At 73.2% G+C, this 18,241-nt stretch carries 13 protein-coding genes; 6 read left to right on the top strand and 7 right to left on the bottom strand.

The genetic code is table 11. The features are described from left to right. Positions 1-71 precede the first annotated feature (71 nt). The 3 genes from ABZ479_RS26270 to ABZ479_RS26280 are packed head-to-tail and all read right to left on the bottom strand — an operon-like array spanning position 72 to position 2,873. A complete protein-coding gene (locus ABZ479_RS26270) occupies positions 72-758 on the bottom strand; it encodes an NADPH-dependent F420 reductase (RefSeq protein ID WP_500463839.1) in 687 nt (228 codons plus the stop codon). A gap of 41 nt (positions 759-799) precedes the next feature. Beyond that, positions 800-1,831: an LLM class flavin-dependent oxidoreductase gene (locus ABZ479_RS26275; RefSeq protein WP_500463840.1), complete on the bottom strand. Its 1,032-nt coding sequence runs from the start codon at positions 1,829-1,831 to the stop codon at positions 800-802. Further along, entirely contained in the window at positions 1,824-2,873 is a 1,050-nt protein-coding gene (locus ABZ479_RS26280) for an LLM class flavin-dependent oxidoreductase (protein ID WP_500463841.1), read from the bottom strand. Before ABZ479_RS26280 ends, ABZ479_RS26275 begins: the two co-directional genes overlap by 8 nt. 126 nt (positions 2,874-2,999) lie before the next feature. On the opposite strand from ABZ479_RS26280, the gene ABZ479_RS26285 reads away from it, so the two are divergent. Beyond that, complete coding sequence (locus tag ABZ479_RS26285; RefSeq protein ID WP_500463842.1) at positions 3,000-3,455, top strand: MarR family winged helix-turn-helix transcriptional regulator; 456 nt, start codon at positions 3,000-3,002, stop codon at positions 3,453-3,455. A 24-nt stretch (positions 3,456-3,479) separates the two neighbouring features. Here the strand turns inward: ABZ479_RS26285 and ABZ479_RS26290 are convergent, their stop codons facing one another. Further along, positions 3,480-4,289: an SDR family NAD(P)-dependent oxidoreductase gene (locus ABZ479_RS26290; protein WP_500463843.1), complete on the bottom strand. Its 810-nt coding sequence runs from the start codon at positions 4,287-4,289 to the stop codon at positions 3,480-3,482. Between the two features lie 116 nt (positions 4,290-4,405). Next, a complete protein-coding gene (locus ABZ479_RS26295; RefSeq protein WP_500463844.1) occupies positions 4,406-5,251 on the bottom strand; it encodes a GNAT family N-acetyltransferase in 846 nt (281 codons plus the stop codon). Positions 5,252-5,403: 152 nt separating this feature from the next. Between ABZ479_RS26295 and ABZ479_RS26300 the strand changes: the two genes are divergently transcribed. Then, positions 5,404-7,515 (top strand): HEAT repeat domain-containing protein, encoded by a 2,112-nt coding sequence (locus ABZ479_RS26300; RefSeq protein WP_500463845.1) that lies wholly within the window; start codon positions 5,404-5,406, stop codon positions 7,513-7,515. 34 nt (positions 7,516-7,549) lie between these two features. Here the strand turns inward: ABZ479_RS26300 and ABZ479_RS26305 are convergent, their stop codons facing one another. Continuing rightward, positions 7,550-8,593 (bottom strand): multicopper oxidase domain-containing protein, encoded by a 1,044-nt coding sequence (locus ABZ479_RS26305; protein ID WP_500463865.1) that lies wholly within the window; start codon positions 8,591-8,593, stop codon positions 7,550-7,552. Between the two features lie 201 nt (positions 8,594-8,794). Between ABZ479_RS26305 and ABZ479_RS26310 the strand changes: the two genes are divergently transcribed. Beyond that, entirely contained in the window at positions 8,795-11,275 is a 2,481-nt protein-coding gene (locus ABZ479_RS26310) for a ThuA domain-containing protein (protein ID WP_500463846.1), read from the top strand. Continuing rightward, entirely contained in the window at positions 11,272-13,485 is a 2,214-nt protein-coding gene (locus ABZ479_RS26315) for an OmpL47-type beta-barrel domain-containing protein (protein WP_500463847.1), read from the top strand. Before ABZ479_RS26310 ends, ABZ479_RS26315 begins: the two co-directional genes overlap by 4 nt. 272 nt (positions 13,486-13,757) lie before the next feature. Here the strand turns inward: ABZ479_RS26315 and ABZ479_RS26320 are convergent, their stop codons facing one another. Beyond that, positions 13,758-16,196, bottom strand: coding sequence for an ADP-ribosylglycohydrolase family protein (locus ABZ479_RS26320; RefSeq protein ID WP_500463848.1), 2,439 nt, complete (start codon positions 16,194-16,196; stop codon positions 13,758-13,760). A gap of 123 nt (positions 16,197-16,319) precedes the next feature. Here ABZ479_RS26320 and ABZ479_RS26325 point away from each other — a divergent pair, with 123 nt between their 5' ends. Together ABZ479_RS26325 and ABZ479_RS26330 are read left to right on the top strand one after the other, a co-directional pair. Continuing rightward, a complete protein-coding gene (locus tag ABZ479_RS26325) occupies positions 16,320-17,516 on the top strand; it encodes an MFS transporter (protein ID WP_500463866.1) in 1,197 nt (398 codons plus the stop codon). A gap of 163 nt (positions 17,517-17,679) precedes the next feature. After that, positions 17,680-18,165, top strand: coding sequence for an RrF2 family transcriptional regulator (locus ABZ479_RS26330; protein ID WP_500463849.1), 486 nt, complete (start codon positions 17,680-17,682; stop codon positions 18,163-18,165). The last annotated feature ends 76 nt before the right edge of the window (positions 18,166-18,241 follow it).

Below are 18,241 nucleotides of genomic sequence, written 5' to 3' on the forward strand. Positions count from 1 at the left end.
CGCGGGTCCGACAACGGCGGGCCCGGGCAGGGGAACACGACCTCCTGCCCGGGCCCGCAGGTCCCCGGCCGCTACACGCGCGCCTCGGCCACGGTCCGTCCACGATCGGTCTGCGGGAAGCGGTCGAGCATGGCCCGCAGTTCGGTGCCGTCGACGTTGGCGCCGAAGGGCTCGGTGCCCGGTTCCAGGCGGACGCCCTCGGCGAGGGGGCCGGCGACGACGGGGTCGAAGCCGAGCCCGTCCACGAGGCGGGCCACCTCGGCGAGGTCGCCGGGGTCGTCGCCGGCGATGGCGATCGCCTTGCGCCCGGGCGTCCCGGCGGGCCGGGCGCCGTCCTCCAGGTCGTGGTAGCCCATGTGGTTGAAGGCCTTCACCACGCGCGACCCCGGCAGGAAGGCCTGCACGGTCTCGCTCGACGACGTGCGCGGGTCGGTGAGGTCGTCGCGTATCCCGTCGACCTCCCACCAGTAGTTCATCGCGTCGATCACGAGCTTGCCGCGCAGCGGCTCGGCCGGGATGCCGCGGTACTTGCCCAGGGGGAGGGCGAGGACCGCGATGTCCGCCCGTTCCGCGGCCTCGGCGGCGGTCACCGCGACCGCGCCAGGGGTGAGGACCTCCACCGTGAGCGCGATGGCCGCGGGGTCGCCCGAGCCCGCGACCAGCACGCGGTGGCCCGCGGCCAGGGCCAGCCGGGCCAGCACGGTCCCGACCTTGCCCGCGCCCAGGATGCCGATCGTGCGCACGCCCTCGGTGTCCATGTCGTCTCCGTTCCGTTCCTGCGTCGGTGTGGGCGTCGGGGTCAGCCCGCGAGGATGTCGCGGACCATGGGGATGACCTTCGTGCCGTAGAGCTCCACGGCACGCATGCGGGGTCCGACCGGCTGGGGGCCCACGGTGTAGATCAGGTCGAACCGGCCGACCCCGAGGTCCCCGACGGCCGCCGCGATCTTGCGGGCCACGGTCTCGGGCGACCCGACGTACATGGAGCCGTGCTCGATCTCGGCGTCGAACTCCTCACGGCGGACCGGCGGCCAGCCGCGCAGCTTGCCGATGCGGTCGCGCATCACCTTGTAACCGGGCCAGAACCCCTCCCGGGCCTCCTCGTCGGTGTCCGCGACGAAGCCGGGGGAGTGCATGCCCACCGGGTGGGCGGTCGTGCCGAACTGCTCCGCCGCCCGCCGGTACAGGTCGATGTACGGCGCGAAGCGCGTGGGGGCGCCGCCGATGATGGCGAGCATCAGCGGGAAGCCGTAGCGCGCGGTGCGGACGACCGACTGCGGCGAGCCGCCCACGCCGACCCACGTCTTGAGCCGGCCCGACTCGGTCTTCGGGAAGACGTCGGCATCCTTCAGCGGCGCCCGCGTGGTGCCGCTCCAGGTCACCGGCTCCTCGTCGAGGAGCTTCGCGAAGAGCTCGATCTTCTCCTCGAAGAGCACGTCGTAGTCGCTGAGGTCGTAACCGAACAGCGGGAAGGACTCGGTGAAGGAGCCGCGGCCCAGGATCACCTCGGCCCGCCCGTTGGAGAGGGCGTCGACGGTCGAGAAACGCTGGAAGACGCGGACGGGGTCGTCGGAGCTGAGGACGGTCACCCCGGAGCCGAGCTTGATCCGCTCGGTGCGGGTGGCGATCCCGGCGAGCACGGTCTCCGGGGTCGACACCGAGTACTCGGGGCGGTGGTGCTCGCCGAGCGCGATGGCGTCGACGCCGATCTGGTCGGCCATGACGGCCTCGTCGAGTACCTGCCGGATGGCGGCCGCGTGGGAGACGGGGGCGCCGGTGTCGTCCACCGGTACGTCGCCGAACGTGTCGAGGCCGAAGACGAGGTCAGACATCAGCGGGTTCCTTCGTGAGCAGTTCGCGCACCATCGGCGCCACTTCCCGGCCCAGCAGTTCGATCGTGCGGGCGCGGGCCTGGCGGGGCAGGTGCATGATGTCGTACTTCAGGTCGAAGCGGTTCAGGTGGAGGTCGCGGGCGACCCGGGCGATCTTGTGCGCCACGGTGGCGGGGGAGCCGACGAAGAGCGCGCCGTCGGCGACCTCCGCCAGGTAGCGCTCGTACGTGGGCGCGTAGAAGCCGCGTTCCTCGGAGAGCGCGGTCATGACCGGCTGCCAGTACCGCCACCAGGTCTCGACGGCCTCCTCGTCGGTGTCCGCGACGAGGCCCAGGGAGTGCTGGCCGACGGGCTGGGCTGGGTGCCCGGCCTGCTGGAGGCCGCGGTGGAAGAGGTCCACGTGTCCGGCGAACCGCTGCGGGCGGCCGCCGATGATCGCCAGCATCAGCGGCAGGCCGTAACGGGCCGCGCGGAGGGTGGAGTTGGGGCTGCCGCCGACGCCGATCCAGGTGGGTATGCCGCCCTCGCCCATGCGTGGCCGCAGGAGCTGGCCATTCAGCGGGGTCCGGACGGTCCCGGACCAGGTGACCTCCTCCTCCCGCTGCAGGCGCATGAACAGTTCCAGCTTCTCGTCGAAGAGCCGGTCGTACTCGGAGACGTCGTGGCCGAACAGGGCGAACGACTCGGTGACCGAGGCCCGTCCGAGGACGAGCTGGGCGCGGCCGCCCGACACCGCGTCCAGGGTGGAGAACGCGTGGTAGAGCCGCACGGGGTCGTTGGTGCTGAGCACGGTGACCGAGGTGCCGAGCCTGATGCGCTCGGTGGCGGTGGCCATCGCCGACAGGAGGACGGGGGTGGCGGTGTCCATGTGTCCGGGCCGGTAGTGCTCGCCGACGCTGAAGACGTCGACCCCCGCGGCGTCGGCGAGCGCGGCCTCCTCGACGAGCAGCCGGACGGTCTCGGCGTCGCTCAGGACGCGGCCGTCGTCGGTCGCGATCTCTCCGAACGAGTTCAGACCCAGTTCGAAGGCAGTGGGCTGCATGGTCCCCTCCTCCCGCCTCCGGAACGGTCCCGCGTCCGGCGGCCCAAGTGATTGACGCGTCAAGCATGCATCGATATGATTGACATGTCAAACAGAGGGGTGCTCATGGGACGCGGACACGGGCCTTTGCCCACCACCGAAGAACTCCGGATCTGGCGCGACTTCATCGAGACCACCGAACGGCTCCGCGCCCACCTGGCGTCGCGCCTGCAGGCCGACTCCGCGCTGTCCCCCGGGGACTACGCGGTCCTGCTCGCGCTGCACGAGGCCGAGGGCCACCGCCTGCGCTCCTCCGAGCTCGCGGCGGCGATCGGCTGGGAACGCAGCCGCCTGTCACACCACCTCGGCCGCATGGAACGCCGCGGGCTGATCAAGCGGGTGGAGTGCACCACGGACAACCGCGGCGCCGAGGCCGTCCGCACCGACGACGGCGCCCGCGCCTTCCGGCACGCCACGCTGCCGCACCTCGGCGCCGTCCGGGAGATGTTCGTCGACGCCCTCACGCCGGAGCAGACGGCCGCCGCGGGAGAGATCGCCGAGGCCCTGCGCGCCCGGCTGGACGCGGCGTCCGGCGCCCCGTGACGTCCGGGCGGGCGGGCCCGCGGGTCAGGGCCGGGTGTAACGGTCGCTGATCACGCCGCGCAGGCCGGCGGCGTTCCGCAGGGCCTGCCCGCGCGCCGCCTCGTCCTCCCAGGGGGTCATGTCGGGCAGGGTGGGGATGCAGACGAGTTCGCCCATGTCCAGGCCCACCAGCGCGGCGCGGACGAAGTCGTCGGCGTCCACGAACGACTCCTGCGGGAACATCGCGGAGTCCACGCCGGAGGCCTCGAAGAACTCGGTGCGCACCGGACCCGGCAGGACGACCTGCACACGGATGCCGCTGCCCTCCACCTCGCGTTGCAGGGCCCGTGAGAAGTGCAGGTCGTAGGCCTTGCTCGCGGCGTAAGCGGTGCCCCCGGGCGGCGCGTGGAACGCGCCGATCGACGACAGGTTGATCAACGTGCCCGAGCCGTGCCGGCCGAAGGAGAGCAGCGCCGCCCGGGACAGCCGGGTCAGCGCGAGCACGTTCACCGCCACGAGCCGGTCCAGGTCCGCGGGCGCCGCCTCGCGCAGCGGCCCGAGGGCCCCGAGGCCGGCCGCGTTGACGACCACGGCGAGGTGCTCGTGGTCGAGGACAGCGCGCTCCACCCGCGCGAGGCCGTCCGGGTCGGCCAGGTCGGAGGCGAGGACGGTCGCCTCGAGGCCGGTCTCCCGGTGGACGGACTCGGCGAGCGCGGCCAGCCGGTCGGCGCGGCGGGCGACCAGGACCGGCGCGTAGCCGCGCCGGGCCAGCTGCTCGGCGTAGCAGCGCCCGATCCCCGAGGACGCGCCGGTGATCAGTGCGGCGGGGGTGCGGTCTGCCTGGGCATGGGGCATGGGCGGCCTTCCGGGAGCGGGCCCGTCCCCTCGACGGACCCGGTCCTCCCATCGTCGTGCCCGGGGGACCGCTGCGCCGCAGGGACGGCGGACGCATTGCGACCGTCCGCGCGGCGTCACGCCCCGGTCGATGACCGCCAGACCCAGTTGCGGCGCTCGTACGCCACCTGGAAGCCGAGCCGGAGCATGTTGTGCAGCGAGGAGTTGTGGGTGCCGGGTGCCTCGGCGCCGGTCTCGGCGACCAGCACACGGCAGCCGAGGTCCCGGGCCCTCAGGGCGCGGGCGGCCAGCAGGGCGGTCTGCCCGCCGCGCTTGCGGGCGTGCGGCAGCACCGCGCCGGCGAACATCTGGGCCGCCTCGTCGCGGACGTGCATCGTTCCCGTGCCGACGATCTCCCCGTCCAGCCAGGCCGCGAACGGATGCCATCCCGGCCGCACCGCGGAGGCGGCGGTCATCGGCGCGTAGTGCTCCTCCGGCATGCCGAACGCACGGGTCACCACCGCGCCCCACTCCTGGGCCCGGTCCGCCTCCACCGGGGCGACCCGGATCCCGGCGGGCGGCTCCATCGCCTGCGCGCGGGCCACGGCCTCCTCGACGGGGCAGACCAGCTTCACCCAGGACGAGCCCGCCGTGATGCCCTCGCGGGCGCAGATGTCGTCCCAGTCCTCCGGGAGGAAGGCGGGCGCGATCTGGAGGACGGCCTGAACCGTCCCCTCGGCGCGGTAGAAGTCGCACACCTCGTGGATCACCTCGGCCGTGATCGGTGCGGAGACACCGAACCCCAGCGCCTTGCTCCAGTACTGGGTGGGGTCGTTGCGCATCGACAGCACGACGCCGCCGCCGACCCGAGCGGCGGCCATGCCGAGCGCCACCCGCACGGACTCGGGCGCCTCCGTCTCGAACCGGTACATCGCCTCGGCCTCGGACCGCTCCGCGACCGCCGGGGGGACCACTGCGTTCATGGGGGGCCTGGCTCTCTTCTCTGGTGCACGTCGCCCGCGGGCCGGAACACGACCCCTGGCGGGTGGGGCCGCGCGGATCATATATCGACAAAGTGACGTACGGGATTCCCGTCGCGGTGCCGGTGTCAGTGCCCTGCGACAGAGTGCCGCCCATGATCGACGAACGAGAACTCGACGCCATCGACTGGTCCTCCATGCACCACGCCTACGGTGCCGCCGACGAGGTTCCGGCGTGGCTGAGGGACATGGCCTCCCCGGACGCCGAGACCCGCGACAGCGCGCTGAGGAGCTTCTACAGCGCCGTCCACCACCAGGGGGACGTGTACGCCAGCACGACGGCGAGCCTGCCGTTCCTCTTCGCCCTGGCCGACGACCGGGCCACACCCGAGCGGGCCTCGATCGTCGGGCTGCTGGTCAGCATCGGGGCTCACGCGGTCGAACGCTGCGGATACGAGTACGCCGACGGCGCGGACCACGAGGACAGCGCGGTCGTGGTGCGCGAGCGCGCGGACGCCTTCGTGTCCTACGCGTGCGACGACGACCGGCTGGTCCGCCGGGCGGCGATCGAGGCGCTGGGGCTGTTCGTCGACGACGCGGCCCGGGCGGCCGCACTGCTGCGCGACCGCCTGCCCGCCGAGGACGGCACCGAGGAGCGACTGCTCGTCGTGGAGACGACGGCGACGCTCGCGCTGCGCCTGCCGGAAGCCCGGGACGCCGCGACCGCGTGGCTCGGCGCACTGGCCGCCGACACGGCCACGGATCCGGCCACCCGGCTCGCCGCCCTCGTGCACGGTGCCCGCTGCGCCCCGGAGAGCATCGGCGCCGGCACGATGCCGCAGGCCATCGGCCTGCTGCGGCTGAGCACACCCGCCCCCGCCCCTGGGACGGGAGGCGAGGCCGCCGGGTCCACCACCGGGGGGTGCCGGTGCGCCGCGCCCGATGAGCCCGAAGCACCCGCGGAGGCGTCGCGGAACGTGCCTCCGCAGGTCGTCGCGGCGTTCGAGGACCTCGACCGTCACAACCGCACCCACTCCCCGCTCACCTCCCTGCTGCGGACCTTCCACGAGGTGCTGGACTCACGCGTCGCAGAGCGCAGCGCGCTCCTCACCGAGCAGATCGGCAGCCCGGATCCGGCCGTCCGCCACGACTCGATACGCATGGCCAGGAAACTCATGGGCGCCTGGCGCGGGGACCACACCGCCCTGGTCACGCGGCTCGCCGGCTGCCTGCTCCCCGGCCATTCGTACACCGCCGCCGAAGCGGCCGAGGCCCTCGGCGCCCTGACCTCGATCGCCGAACCCGCCCGCGAAGCCCTCGCCGCGTACGTCACGGGGCAACGCGAGACCTACGGACCGGAGGTCTGGGCCACCCACTGCCCGCTGCTGCGCCGTGCGCACCAGCAGGCCGTCGTGGCACTCGCCCGCCTCGGTGACGCACGTGCCCTGCCCTGTCTGCTGACGGCGCTGGACGGCGGCGTCGACGCCTGGCGCGCCGTGCAGGTGGCCGGACATCTCGCCTCGGCGGCCGACCAGTTGGTGCCGCGACTGTGCCGGCACCTCACCGCCCGCGACGTGCCGGAGGGTTGGGAGGACATGGGCACGAACGCCCTGTTCTCCGCGCTCGCCCGGCTGGGCGACCCCGCCGCCGTACCCGTGATCACCGGGATCGTCACGGCCACGGCACGCCAGGGGCAGTGGCGCGTCACCGCCTCCGCCCTCGAGGCGCTGACCGCCTTCGGGACCGAGGCCGCACCCGTCGTCGAAGCGGTTCGGGGGTTGGCGCAGGCCGGCGACCCCTCCGTCCGGATGGCCGCCGCGGCGGTGCTGTGGGCGGCGGAAGGCGATCCGGCCGCCGTCCTGCCCCTGCTGGACGACCTCCTCGACAGCCACCGGCACCACGAGGCGGCCGACGTGCTCGCCCGCATCGGACCGCCGGCCGCCCGCGTGCTGCCGCGCCTGCGGAAGATGCTGACCGCCGACTACGAGTGGACCCGTGTCCATGCCGCGAGCGCCCTGTGGGACATCGGGGGCCCGGCCGAGGCACCCGTGGTCGTGCGGACCCTCCTCGCCGCATGGGAAGAGAACGACTCGACAGCGAACCACGTTCTGGCCTGCCTTGACCGGATGGGTCCGGCCGCGGGTGAGGCGCTGCCCCGCGTCCGCGAGGAGCTGACCCGCACCCGCCGCAGCGGTCGGTTCCGCGACGTCGAGCACGACGAGGAACTGCGGCGGATGTGCCGTACCGTCCTCGCACGCCTGTCCTGAGGCCTGCGGAGGACCTCCCGCCGCGGGACGCGCGTCACCCCGTGTGGTGGTGCTCGTGCTCCCCGTCGGAGGACGTCTTCGCGCCACTCTTCCCGGACTTCGCCGCGCCCGCCGGGTGGTCCGGGTGGTGCGGTTCGTAGCCGGGGATCGTGCCGTCGGGCTTGGCGACCAGGAACAGCCCGGCCATCCCCATGTCGGAGTGGCTCTGGACGTGGCAGTGGTACATCCAGGCGCCGGCGCCCACGTGTTCACCCGCGATGACCTGGAAGCCGAAGGAGTCCGCCGGCCCGGTGATCTTGTTGTCGATCACCCGGCTGGGGTCGTCCGGGCCGGTCAGCAGGCCCGTCCTGTTGTCGGCCCAGCGGTGACCGTGCATGTGGAACGTGTGGTAGTACTCGCCGTGCGTGATCATGATGATCTCGACGCGGTCGCCCACCGTGGCCTCGAAGTCCGGGGTGTCGGCGCCGGTCCTGTTGTTGATGGTCATGTCGTTGAAGACGATCGTGAACTGCTTGTCCGGCAGGATGTCGCCCTTACGCCGCACGACCACCGGCCCGTACAGGCCCTTGCGGATCCCGCCCGTTCCGTGGTCGGTGCCCACGACGTGGTCGTGGTAGTGCCAGTAGCCCGCGCTGCCCGGCCGCCAGGTGCCGTCCTTGCGCCGGCCCGGGGCGTGGGTGCGCCAGGTGTACGTCCGTGTGCCGCCCGGCTCCACGTGGCTGCGCGTCATCCGCGTGCCGTCGCTGGAGATGTCGTAGTCCATGCCGTGCACGTGGAGGCTGGCGTCCACGTCGGAGGCGTTCTCGAACTCGATGTGCAGGGTGTCGCCCTCGACCAGTTCGATCAGCGGACCCGGCACGGTGGCCTTGCCCTTCTCCAGGCCGTACCCCATCTGCCCGTTCGGCAGCGTCTCGGCGTAGAGCTTGAGGTGGCGCACCTGGCCGCCGGCCGGTGCGGTGGGCGGTGCGGGCTCCGCGGAGGAAGCCGTGGGGGCGGAGGCCACCGCCAGCGTGGCCGACCCGGTGGCGGCGACAACGCCACCGGCCAGCAGCCGCCGGTTGAAGCTCCTTCTGTCCAAAGCCATACCGGTCTCTCCAGTGCCGTGAGGAGACGGTCGGGGCGCGAGGGTCCCCGGGGACGGCCACACGGTAGACCAGTGCTCTCCGTTTATCCACACCCGGGACAAAGTTGGTGAGATTCCGTCCATAGCTGTTGGCGGACCGTCAAAAGCCGTCTAGCTTCAGGCGCTGTTGCTGTGACCACGGAGGGTGGGTGAACCATGCACACCGCACCACATCACCGGTCGAGATCCCGGCGCGGCACGGCCGCGGTCCTGTTGGCGGGGACCCTGGCGGCATCGCTGCTGGGCGGCACCGCCGCAACGGCCAGACCGTATCCGGAGCCTGAGCCGACAACGTTATCCCTGCCGTCCCCACCGGGCGGCGCGAACGTCAAGGTCCTGCTGTTCCACGCCTCGGCCACCGAGGAGTCCCCGACCGTCGACGCCGGCATCGAGGCGATCGAGGCGATCGGCCTGTCCGGGCCGGCCGCGCAGCGCTTCAAGACCGTGGCGACGGACGACGCCTCGGTCTTCACCAACGCCAAGCGCCTGGGCACCTTCAACGCGGTCGTCTTCCTGACCGGGGGCGGCGACGTCCTCGACCCCGAGCAGGAGGCGGGCCTGGAGGCCTACATGGAGGCCGGCGGCGGCTTCCTCGGCATCCACGACGCGGCGCGGACCGAACCGTACTCCGACTGGTTCGCCGGCCTGATCGGCGCCCGGCCCGCCGCCACCAGCCCGGCCGCCGTCCAGCGCGCCGTCGTCGAGACACCGGACCGCGTCAATCCGGCCACGAAGGACCTGCCGCTGGAGTGGAAGCGGCCCGACAAGTGGCTCAACTGGGCGAGCAACCCGACCGGCACGGTGCACACCGTCGCCAAGGTCAGGGAGAGCAGCTACAAGCCGGGCACCGGCGCCAACGGCGTCGACCACCCGGTCTCCTGGTGCCGTGACTACGACGGCGGCCGGTCCTTCTACACCGGGATGGGCGGTACGGCGGAGTCGTTCGCCGAGACCGACTTCCGCGACCACCTGCGCGGCGCCCTGCAGTGGACCACCCGGCTCTCCCGCGCCGACTGCAAGGCGACCATCGACGCCAACTACAGCGCGGTGAAGGTCACCCAGCCCAACCAGCCGGGGCAGCAGGACCAGATCGGCGAGCCGCACGGCATGGTCGTCGCCCCCGACGGGCGGGTGCTGTACATCGGCCGCGGCGGCGGTGCCAACGGCTCCCCGGTCGTGACCGACTGGAACGACCCCGCCATGGGCAAGGGCCTCGGCCAGGTCCACGTCTACGACCCGGCGACGAAGAAGGTGACCCTCGCGGGCGCCCTGACCGTCTTCGGCAACAAGGGCGGCGGCGACGAACTCACCAAGGTCGAGGAAGGGTTGCTCGGCATCGAGCTCGACCCGGCCTTCGAGACCAACGGCTGGGTGTACCTCCACTACACCCCGCACTCCGGCCTCGACCGCGACAAGCACGTCGCGGAGCGGCGCGTCTCCCGCTTCACGCTGGACCTCGCGAGCAACAAGCTCGACCTCGCCTCCGAGAAGGTCCTGCTCAAGTGGCCCGTCCAGGTCCACAGCTGCTGCCACGCGGGCGGCGGCATGGCCTGGGACTCCAAGGGCAACCTGTACGTCGCGACCGGCGACAACAACTCGTCCGGATTCAGCGACGGTTACTCCGGCAACAACCCGCAGCCCAACTTCAAGGGCCTGTCCTTCGCCGACGCCCGCCGCACCGCGGGCAACACCAACAACCTCAACGGCAAGATCCTGCGCATCCACCCGGAGCCGGACGGCACCTACACCCTGCCCGAGGGCAACCTCTTCACCGGCAAGGAGCAGGACGAGGGCGGCGGCAAGACCCGCGGCGAGATCTACGTGATGGGCGTGCGCAACCCGGCGCGGATCTCCGTCGACAAGGCCACCGACATCCTCTACGCGGGCTGGGTCGGCCCCGACGCGGGAGCGCCGAGCACGACCTGGGGACCGGCGAAGTACGACACGTTCGCCGCCATCACCAAGGCCGGGAACCACGGCTGGCCGTTCTGCATGGGCAACAAGCAGCCCTACCGCGACCGCAACCTGCCCGACCCGAGCAAGCCGCTCGGCTGGTACGACTGCGACGCCCCCAAGAACGAGTCGCCGAACAACGACGGCCTGGTGAACCTGCCGCCCGTCACCGGCAACACCATCTGGTACTCCCCGCAGGGTGGTGCCCCCGACTTCCCCCGGAACGCCGCCGGGGTCCCCAGCTACAAGAACGAGGAGGCCACCTACCTCCTGCCGTGGCTCAAGGGCGGCGGCCAGGCCACCATGGACGGCCCGGTCTACCGCTACGACGCCGCGACCGCGGGCGACGGTGCGTGGCCGCGGTACTGGGACGGCCAGTGGTTCGTCGGCGACTTCTACGACGCCGACAACCCGCGCCACGCCGTGCTGACCGATCCCAAGACCGTCGGCAAGGGCGGGCTGCCCGTCACCGCCGGGTCGCTGAAGAAGATCATCCCGGTCGGCCAGGGCGGCATCCGCAACCTCATGGACTGGAAGTTCGCGCCGGACGGCTCGCTCTACGTCCTCGACTACGGGCGCGGCTTCTTCACCTCCGACTCCCAGTCCGCGCTCTGGCGCGTGACCTACAAGGGCGGCGCGGCCACTCCCGCCGCGAAGGACCTGGTCAGGAAGGCGGCACAGTGAGACAGCGACCTCTACGCCCACTCGTGGCCCTGCTGGGCGCGCTGCTGTTGGTGCTGGGGCTCACCTCGACCGTCGCGTACGGGCGCACCGACGACCGTGCGGCCGGCGGGACCACGGCCGCCGCGCAGGTGCTCACCTGGACGGCCAGTTCGCGCACCGACCGGTACGCGAGCTTCCCCACGACGGCGGTGGCAGGCCCCGCGACGCTCGTCTTCGAGAACAGCGCGGCGACCGGCAACGACATCGGCATGCCGCACACGCTCACCTTCGACGTGTCGGACCCCGAGTACAACCACGACGTCCCGCTCAACATCCTGGCCAACCCGAACGACGACACCGGCGGCAGGCACACCGCCGAGGTCGTCCTCACCCCCGGCCGCTACCGCTTCTTCTGCAGCATCCCCGGCCACGGCCAGATGCAGGGCATCCTGACGGTGACCGAGGCCGGCGGTGAGGACACCACCGCACCGGCCACGGCGGCCGAGGTCACGGGCCAGAAGAACGCCGACGGCGCCTACGTGGGCTCCGCCACGGTCACCGTCACCGCGACCGACGACGCGTCCGGCGTGCAGACGGTGGAGTACGCGGTCGGCGAGGACGGCCCGTGGCAGCCCTACACCACGCCCGTCGTCGTGGACCAGGTCGGCTCCCACACCGTCCGCTACCGCGCCGCCGACCAGGCGGGCAACGTCGCGGCCGAGAAGTCCGTCGCCTTCGACGTGGTCGCGCCGCCCACCGACGACACCACCGCGCCGGAGACCTCCGCGACCGTCAGCGGGGAGAAGGACGCCGACGGCGACTACCTGACGATGGCCACGGTCACCGTCACCGCGTCGGACACCGGGTCCGGCGTCAACACCATCGAGTACGCGATCGGGGCCGCCGGCACCTGGCAGCCGTACACCGCGCCGGTGATGGTGCACCAGGTCGGCTCCCACACCGTCCGCTACCGCGCCACCGACAAGGCGGGCAACGCGGCCGCCGAGAAGTCCGTCGCCTTCACCGTCGTGGCACCGCCCGCCCAGGACACCACTGCGCCGGAGACCTCGGCGACCGTGACCGGCACCAAGAACTCGGGCGGCGCGTACATCACCAGCGCCAAGGTCACCGTCACCGCGACCGACGCGGGCTCCGGGGTGGACCGCGTCGAGTACTCCCTCGACGGCGGCCCGTACCTCGCCTACTCCGCCCCCGTCATCGTCGACCGGATCGGCTCCCACACGCTCGCCTACCGCGCCACGGACAAGGCGGGCAACACCGCGGCGGCCCGGGAGGTGACGTTCACCGTCGCGCAGGGCGGCGGCGTCCCGCCGCCCAACTGCCCGGAGTACGACGAGCGGCTGACCGTCATCGTCGGCACCGTGGACTCGGGCGTGCCGAACCGGCTCACCCGCGACCGCTGCACCATCAACGAGCTGATCGAGGACGAGAAGGACTGGTCCTCGCACGCCCTGTTCCTCAAGCACGTCGACGGCGTGCTCGACCGGCTGCTCGCCGACAACGTCATCGACCGGCGCGAGTTCAACAGGATCACCAAGGCGGCCAAGCAGTCGAAGATCGGCAAGCCCGGCCAGACGAAGGGCTACCGCGACCTGTTCGACGGCACCGAGGCCTCCCTCGCGCGGTGGGAGCAGGTCGGCGGCGGCCGCTTCACCCTCTCCGGCGACGGCGCCATCACCAGCAGCACGACCGTCCCCGGCATGGGCATGCTGTGGTTCCCGGAGCGCAAGTACGGCGACTTCTCGCTCAAGCTCCAGTTCCGCGACGACGCCCCCGGCACGGGCAACGCCAACGGCGGGGTCTTCATCCGCTTCCCGGACGTCCACGACCACCCCGAGGAGTCCCGCCCCGAGTGGGTCGCCATCAACTACGGGCACGAGATCCAGATCCTCGACCGCCCCGACGGCGACATGTACAAGACCGGCTCCGTCTACGGCTTCGACCGCGTGGGCCTCGGCGGCGCCGGCGTCACCCCCAAGGGCACCTGGAACGACTACGAGATCCGCGCCGAGGGCCAGCACTTCACGGTCCTGCGCAACGGCGTCGTCATCAACGAGTTCGACAACGTCGGCGGCCAGGTCTTCGCCCCGCCGCGCGCCGGGGACCCGGGCACCGACGGCCGGCGCTACGCCACCGGCTACATCGGCCTCCAGGTCCACAGCACGACGGACGTGATCTCCTACCGCGACATCCGCGTCAAGGAGCTCTGACCCGGCACGACCGCCCGAGCGCCACGCGGGCCCTCACCGCATCCGCGGTGGGGGCCCGTCGCGCCGCCCGGAGCAGGGACTTCCTGGTCGAGCCACCATTGCCTGTGCGGTTGTTCGACCCGGCTGGTGTCGCCCTTGACGCCGTGGGCGCCGAGATACGACCGAACTCTCAGGGCCAGCCCGGCGGGCACGTCATCGAAGAGGTGAAGGTTCACGACGAGGACCTTGCCTGCGCTTGCTCCGCACCTCGGTGGGAGTGAGGTCGCCCCGGATCACTTTGCCGCGGGCGACGAGATCTCCGGTTCGTGGAGGCGGCGGTACGGCGCGACGAGGTCGTGCGCGAGGGCGGCCAGGGCCGGGGCGAGTTCGTGGCGGCCGAGCAGCTCGGCGGGCAGGGCCCCGGCCCCGTGCGCGGCGCCGAGGAAGGCGCCGGTGACGCACGCGACGGAGGCGCCTTCCGGTGCCGCGGCGGCGAAGTGCAGCGCCTCGCCGACCTGGTGACGGTGGGGGAAGGAGGCGGCGCAGTACAGCGCGCCGCTCAGCGCCGAGGGGGCGGTGGCGTCGGCGGCGAGTGCCGCGAGTCGTCGTGGGTCGGCCGGATCGCCGGCGGCCTGCCGGTACGCGGTGCGGAGGTGGCCGGTCCCGTCGGCGTCGCCGAGGGCGTCCAGCCCGGCCCGCAGGGCGATGTGCAGCTGCGACTGCTCGGCGAACAGGGGCTCCTGGAGGTCCGCGGTGCCGGTCAGGCAGTGGTGGAGCAGGACGGTCGCGTGGGCGCCCGCGGGATGGGTGGCGGATTCCCCGGCGGCCGCCGGGGCCACACCGTGGACGGCCGCGATCACGGCGACCGGGAGCACGGCGGCGAGCAGGCCCGGCTCTTCTCCGCGTGGGGCGGCTCCTTCCGTGTGGGCGAGCCATACGGCCGGCGGGAGGTCACCGGGGGCGCGCAGGATGTTCTCGACGGTGGCACGGGCCAGGCGGGTGCCGGCCTCCGCCCGCAGCGGGCCGCGGTCCGGGGGCGTCCCGCGGGCGGCGCCCAGCGTCTCGCCGAGGGCCAGGCCGAGCAGCAGCCCGCGCACCCGGGGCAACGCGTCCTCCCGTAGTTGCGGACGCTCCCTCCCGGACTCCGGCTCCGGGGCGGTGTCGCCGTCGTCGGCGGTCCCGTCCTCCGCCTCCGGGGCGGGGATGTGCCTTGCGGCCACGGAAGTTGCGGCGGCATCCGTGTCGTACGCGTCGGCCGGGGCCGGCGCCGCGGTCAGGGCCCGTACGGCGTCGCGCAGTCCGGGGTGGGCCGGCGCGGGGGGCCACCCGTCCGTCCCGCCGCCGGTGAGATGGCCGTAGACCGCGGCGACGGCCGAGACCGGGGGCCACGCGGCCGCCGAGTGGAGCAGCACCCTCCTGCCGTCCCCGCGCAGCCGCAGCACCAGCCGGGCGGCCTGGTCCAGCACATAGGCGAGGTTGGCGTCGTCCGCCGGGTCGCCGGAGAGCCACACCCGTAGGTGCTCCACGTCGCCACCCGCCGGCACCGGCAGGGTTCCCGGGCGGCCGAGCGACACCACGGCGTCGACCGGGACGGGGACGGTGCCCGGGCCGGGACCGCCCAGGAGCACACCGGGGTCGTGCGGATGCGGAACCGTGCGGCCGGCCGGGAAGCCGGGCGGAGCCGGCGTGGGCGGTGCGGGGGGCCGGCCGTCACCGTCGTCCACGGCCCCCTTCCGCGCGGTGCGGACCGCCAGCCGTACCAGGTCCGGCCCGGTCAGCCCCGGACAGCCGTGCACGGCACGCTGCCAGTCCTGCGGGACGGCGGAGCAGCCCCAGCGCGCGCCGAGGAGGGCGCCGGCGATCGCGGCGACCGTGTCGGTGTCGTGTCCGGCCCGCACCGCCGCCTCCAGGGCGAGCCGCAGGTGCCCGGCGGGGAAGCGGCCCCGGGCGGGGTCGAGTTCGGGGACGGCGGTACGGGTGATCGCGGACCAGGCCGCCTGCAGAGCCCCGACGACCCAGCCGTTGGCGGTGAAGTGCCGGGGCGGCTCGGCCTCGGCCTCGTCCAGCCGCTTCGCCCACACGTCCCGCCGTCCTGCCGCGAGGAGTCCGAGTCCCTCGCGCACCCCGTCGAAGGTCCCGTGCAGCACGGCGGTGCGGATGCCGGAGCACCACAGGACGCAGGCGTCGGCGCACTCGGGGTCCGGGTGGGTGAGCGCGCCGACCGCGACGGCGGCCTCGGCCATCGCCGCGGCGTCATCGAGATGCGCGAGCGCCACGACCCCGGTGCGCATCAACGAGCCGTTCCCCGCGGTGAGCCGGTGGCCCGCGGCGTAGCGGCGGGCGGCCTCCCGCAGTGCCTCGGCCGGGCTTCCGGGCAGCCGTCCGGCGGCGCCGAGCACCGTACGGGTCTGGCCCCCGACGTCGGTGGCGCCGCCCTCCACCCAGCGCCGGAAGCCGGTGGCGATCGCGTCCAGGGCCTCGGCGCCGCGCAGGTCCGCCCCGGTCGCCGCGACCTGGGCGACGCAGGCCTGCATCTGGGTGTCGTCGGAGTACTCACCGGGCCGGTACGGCCCCAGACCGCCGCCGATCATGCCCGGCCGCTGGTCCTCGCGCAGCGTCTCCGCGAACTCGTACGGCACCCCCAGCGCGTCGCCGACGGCCGCGCCGAGCAGCACCCCGGCCGCGCGGTCGATGCCCTGTGAGTCGAGGCGGAGGCCGGGAGTACGGGTCATGGCGCGACAGCCTCGCACGTCACCCCGCCTCCCGCCAAGGAGCGCGCGTCCGGTGACCCGGCCCGCCCGGCGGACTCCGTACCCGGGTGATCCGACGGTCCGTCAGCTAACTTGGGAGGCGTGATCAAGGAAGCTCCCGGGGAAGGCCGTGCGCGGAGCGCGTACGTCGCGGCGGCGGGTGTCTTCGCGGTCGGCATGGTGGGGACCACACTGCCGACCCCGCTGTACGGCCTCTACCGCGAGCGGATCGGGTTCTCCGAACTGGTCGTCACCGTCGTCTACGCGGTCTACGCGATCGGGGTGATCGCCTCCCTGCTGGTCGCCGGCGACTTCTCGGACGTCCTCGGCCGCCGGCCGGTGTTGCTGGCCGCGCTCGGGCTGTCGCTGCTGAGCGCGGTGTGCTTCCTGTTCCAGGGCGGCCTGCCGCTGCTGTTCGCCGGACGGCTGTTGTCGGGCTTCTCCGCCGGGCTCCTCAGCGGGGCGGCCACGGCCGCCGTGCTCGAACTGGCCCCACCCGGCCTGCGCGCACGCGCGGGACTCGCGGCCACCGCCGCCAACATGGGCGGCTTGGGGTGCGGCCCGCTGCTGTCGGGAGTGCTCGCCCAGTACGCGCCCTGGCCGCTGCGGCTGCCCTTCCTGGCGCACATCGCCCTGCTGCTGGCCGCGTTCGCCGTCACCCGCGCCCTGCCCGAGACGGTGGCGGTCCGCAGCCCGCGGCCCCCGCTGCGTCCCCAGGGCATGGTCGTGCCGCCGCAGGTGCGCGCGGCCTTCGTGCCGGCCGGACTCGCCGCCTTCGCCGGCTTCTCGATGCTCGGGCTGTTCACCGCGGTCGCGCCGAGCTTCCTCGCCCTGACGCTGGGGGAGGACAACCTGGCCGTCACGGGCCTCGTCGTCTTCTCGGTGTTCTGCGCCTCCACGGCGGGCCAGATGCTGATGGGCCGCCTGGGGGTGCGGCGCGCACTGCCGGCCGGGTGCCTGGCGCTCACGGCCGGCATGGCCGTGGTCGCCGCGTCGCTGGTGGTGGAGTCCCTGCCGGTGCTGGTCGTCGGCGCCCTGACCGGTGGCCTCGGCCAGGGCCTGTCGTTCCGCGCGGGCCTGACGGGCGTGAGCGCGGTGGCCCCCGAGGAGCACCGCGGCGCGACGATCTCGGCCTTCTTCGTCGTCGCCTACGTCGGCATCTCCGTCCCGGTGGTCGGCGTCGGCGCCCTCACCCTCGTACTCGGGCTGCGGGACGCGGGAGTCGCGTTCGCGGTGTACGTGATCCTGGTGTCGGCCGCCGTGGGCGTGTTCCTCCTGCGCCGCCCGCCGCGTACGGGGTGACGCACGGCGGCGCAGGCCTTCGTCCGGCCGTTCAGTGCCCGAAGCGCTGTGTGCCGTGGGCGCCCACCTGGAGCCCGCCGTCGGCGCCTACGCCGCGCCGGCGAGTCCCCACCGCGGAGCCGCCGTCTTTGACGTGCGATATCCGGATGTTTAGTATCCAGATATGCGAACGGGCAAAGGTGTCGAGTGGGCGGTGCACACACTGCTCAACCTGGCGTGGCTCGGGGAGGGCGAGCCGGTCCCGACCGCGCGACTGGCCGCCGGTCACGATCTGTCGGCGTCCTACCTGAACAAGCAGCTCCAGCAGCTCGTCAAGGCGGGCCTGCTGGAATCGGTCCCGGGCGCGCGGGGCGGCTTCAGGACGGCCCGCCCGCTGGAGGCCGTGTCGATGCTGGACGTGGTCCTCGCCGTGGAGGGGGACGACCCCCTGTTCCGCTGTGCGGAGATCCGCCGCTGCGGCACCATCGGCGAGCGGGTGCCGGACGGCGGCTTCAGCCGCCCGTGCGCGGTGAACACCGCCATGGGACGGGCCGAGCTGGCCTGGCGGAAGGCGCTGGCCCAGCAGAGCCTCGCCGACGTGCGGGCGGATGCCGAGGCGCACGCTCCCGCGGTGGGCTCGTACGTGCGCGCCGCGCTCGGGCAGGACTGACCTGCCCGCCCGTGCGGCGGTTCCGTCGCTGTCACGGGCCCTGATTCAGGACAGAAGACATCTCGATTCCACAGGT

It is taken from the genome of Streptomyces sp. NPDC005722, from assembly GCF_040630935.1.
Classification (GTDB): Bacteria; Actinomycetota; Actinomycetes; order Streptomycetales; family Streptomycetaceae; genus Actinacidiphila.

What these genes read in the sequence shown, in the direction of transcription:
- ABZ479_RS26270 (WP_500463839.1), bottom strand. Translation starts at nt 758, where the DNA reads ATGGACACCGAGGGCGTGCGCACGATCGGCATCCTGGGCGCGGGCAAG.
- ABZ479_RS26275 (WP_500463840.1), bottom strand. Translation starts at nt 1,831, where the DNA reads ATGTCTGACCTCGTCTTCGGCCTCGACACGTTCGGCGACGTACCGGTG.
- ABZ479_RS26280 (WP_500463841.1), bottom strand. Translation starts at nt 2,873, where the DNA reads ATGCAGCCCACTGCCTTCGAACTGGGTCTGAACTCGTTCGGAGAGATC.
- ABZ479_RS26290 (WP_500463843.1), bottom strand. Translation starts at nt 4,289, where the DNA reads ATGCCCCATGCCCAGGCAGACCGCACCCCCGCCGCACTGATCACCGGC.
- ABZ479_RS26295 (WP_500463844.1), bottom strand. Translation starts at nt 5,251, where the DNA reads ATGAACGCAGTGGTCCCCCCGGCGGTCGCGGAGCGGTCCGAGGCCGAG.
- ABZ479_RS26300 (WP_500463845.1), top strand. Translation starts at nt 5,404, where the DNA reads ATGATCGACGAACGAGAACTCGACGCCATCGACTGGTCCTCCATGCAC.
- ABZ479_RS26310 (WP_500463846.1), top strand. Translation starts at nt 8,795, where the DNA reads ATGCACACCGCACCACATCACCGGTCGAGATCCCGGCGCGGCACGGCC.
- ABZ479_RS26320 (WP_500463848.1), bottom strand. Translation starts at nt 16,196, where the DNA reads ATGACCCGTACTCCCGGCCTCCGCCTCGACTCACAGGGCATCGACCGC.
- ABZ479_RS26330 (WP_500463849.1), top strand. Translation starts at nt 17,680, where the DNA reads ATGCGAACGGGCAAAGGTGTCGAGTGGGCGGTGCACACACTGCTCAAC.